The sequence below is a fragment of the Thiohalocapsa sp. genome, assembly GCF_019695415.1.
GTDB lineage: Bacteria > Pseudomonadota > Gammaproteobacteria > Chromatiales > Chromatiaceae > Thiohalocapsa.
Genome location: NZ_JAIFKJ010000293.1, coordinates 1 through 2,141 on the forward strand (window position 1 = coordinate 1; position 2,141 = coordinate 2,141).

Sequence of the window (2,141 nt, forward strand, 5' to 3'; positions counted from 1 at the left end):
CCACGGGAGGAGCTTGCGGGGTTTTGGGCGATGGGGGTCTCCAGTGTTACGTAGGTTGTGACGCCGTGCAATCGAATGAGCCCTGTTCTGATGTCCTTGCTCACGGGCACCTTGATGGGGGCCAGTTATGTCTCGCCGCCGCCTGGATAGCGCAGCGTCACCAACAGGTTCAGGGCCAGATTGGAGATGAACGGGAAGGGATGCGCCGGGTCCATTGCCAGCGGCGTAATCATCGGGAAGATGTCCGTGCGGAATTGCTCGCGCAGGCGCTCACGGGCATCTTTGGGCAGGGCGTCGATGGTGACCAGCCGAATGTCGTGAGCTTCCAGCGCGGTCAGCAGTGCCTGGAAGATACGCTCCTGCTCCGCCTGCATCTCGGCGAGCACGGCACGGCATTCCTCCACCTGCTGGCCGGGGGTGCGCCCGTCCACTGTCGGCGTGTGCACACCGGCGGCGATCTGCTGCTTGAGCCCGCCGATGCGCTTCATGAAGAATTCGTCGATGTTGTTGTTGACGATGGCCAGGAACTTGACCCGCTCCAAGAGTGGCGTGCGCGGGTCGGCGGCCTCGTGCTGCACGCGCTGGTTGAAGGCGAGCCAGGTGAGCTCGCGGTTCAGATAGAGCGCGGGGTCGTCCAGGTCCGGCGGCTCCGGCGGGGCGACCTCCTCGGTATCCACTGCGGAAATGTCGGTGTCCTCGTCGAGCACGGCGTTGCTGGTTGAATCGTTCATGGCGCTGGGCTCTCCCGCGTGGTCTGGAGGTTCGCTCTAGTAACGGGGTATCGTACCAATGCCCGCTAACGCATGCGTGACGCTTTTGGTGTCCGCGCGCGGCCACGACTCCGGGGCGCCCTGTCCCGCCTGATGCAGGCGCGCGCGACCATGAGCGACATTACCGAGCCAACCGACAATCTCTTCGCAGCGGCAGCGCCTCCGAGCGACTTTGTATTCGACGCCCAGGTGGCGCGGGTCTTCCCGGACATGCTGCGCCGCTCCGTGCCGGGCTGGCCGGAGCTGCTGCGCCTGCTCGGGCTGGTGGCGGCGCGGGTTGCGGTGCCCGGCCAGCCCATCTACGACCTCGGCTGCTCCCTCGGCGCCACCTCCGCGGCGCTGCTGGCTAGGCTGCCGCAGGCGCGCATCGTCGCCGTGGACAACGCGCCGGCCATGCTGGACGGTCTGCGGCAGCGGCTCGCGGAGTCGGTGGCGGCGGGGCGGGTGACGCCGGTGTGTGCCGAGATCATGGATCTGTCGGTCACCAACGCCGGGCTCGTAGTGTTGAACCTGACGCTCCAGTTCATCCCACCGCAGGAGCGGCTTGCGCTGCTGCGCCGGCTGCGGCAGGGGCTGGTGCCAGGGGGCGGGCTGATCCTGGTGGAGAAGGTGCTGTTCCCCGATGCGGAGGCGGAGGCGCTGCTGGACGGTCTGCATCAGGACTTCAAGCGCGCTCAGGGCTACAGCGCGCTGGAGATCGCCCGCAAGCGTGCGTCGCTGGAGGCGGTGTTGGTGCCGGACGACATCGAGACCCACGAGCAGCGTCTGCGCCGGGCGGGCTTTCGGCGCGTGGAGCGCTGGTTCCAGTGCTTCAACTTCGTCGGCTGGCTGGCGCGGGGCTAAGCCCAGCCCCGTGCCCGCAGCTGATCCCGCCATGGCTGGGTGCAGTTCGGTGATCGCCAGGCGCTTCGAGCCGTTCTGGGCAAGGCTCGCGTTTACGCCTGCTGGTAAGTGGGCGCCGCACCTGCGCCAACTCGCCACCGAGCGCCTGGACCCGGAGCGACACGGCGATTTGCCGGACTGGCTCACGGCGCTGGCCGGGCTGCCGGCCATCGAGTCCGGCGCGGTCCGGCTCGATGGCCCCTGTGTGTCAGCGGCGCCCCAGGCAGCCCTCGACGCGGCGACGCGGCAAGCGCTCCGCGCCGGCCTCGAGGCGTTGCACCCATGGCGCAAGGGTCCCTTCTGTCTGCACGGCGTGCGGATCGATGCCGAATGGCGCTCGGACTGGAAATGGGCCAGGCTCGCAGGGGCCATCGCGCCGTTGGCCGGCCGCCTGGTGCGGGACGTGGGGTGAGGCAACGGCTACTACGGTTACCGGGTGCCCGGGGCGGGGGCAGCACTGGTGGTCGGCATCGATCCCACGCCGCGCAT

2 protein-coding genes and 1 pseudogene are annotated in these 2,141 nt (G+C 68.7%); 2 read left to right on the top strand and 1 reads right to left on the bottom strand.

Annotated elements, in window-relative coordinates; translation table 11 throughout:
• Positions 1-731: pseudogene (locus I6U14_RS08565) on the bottom strand (RNA degradosome polyphosphate kinase); the annotation flags it as partial.
• A gap of 150 nt (positions 732-881) precedes the next feature.
• On the opposite strand from I6U14_RS08565, the gene cmoA reads away from it, so the two are divergent.
• A complete protein-coding gene (cmoA, locus tag I6U14_RS08570; protein WP_296898475.1) occupies positions 882-1,613 on the top strand; it encodes a carboxy-S-adenosyl-L-methionine synthase CmoA in 732 nt (243 codons plus the stop codon).
• Positions 1,614-1,644: 31 nt separating this feature from the next.
• Entirely contained in the window at positions 1,645-2,064 is a 420-nt protein-coding gene (locus I6U14_RS08575; protein ID WP_296898477.1) for a DUF1698 domain-containing protein, read from the top strand.
• Positions 2,065-2,141: the final 77 nt, after the last annotated feature.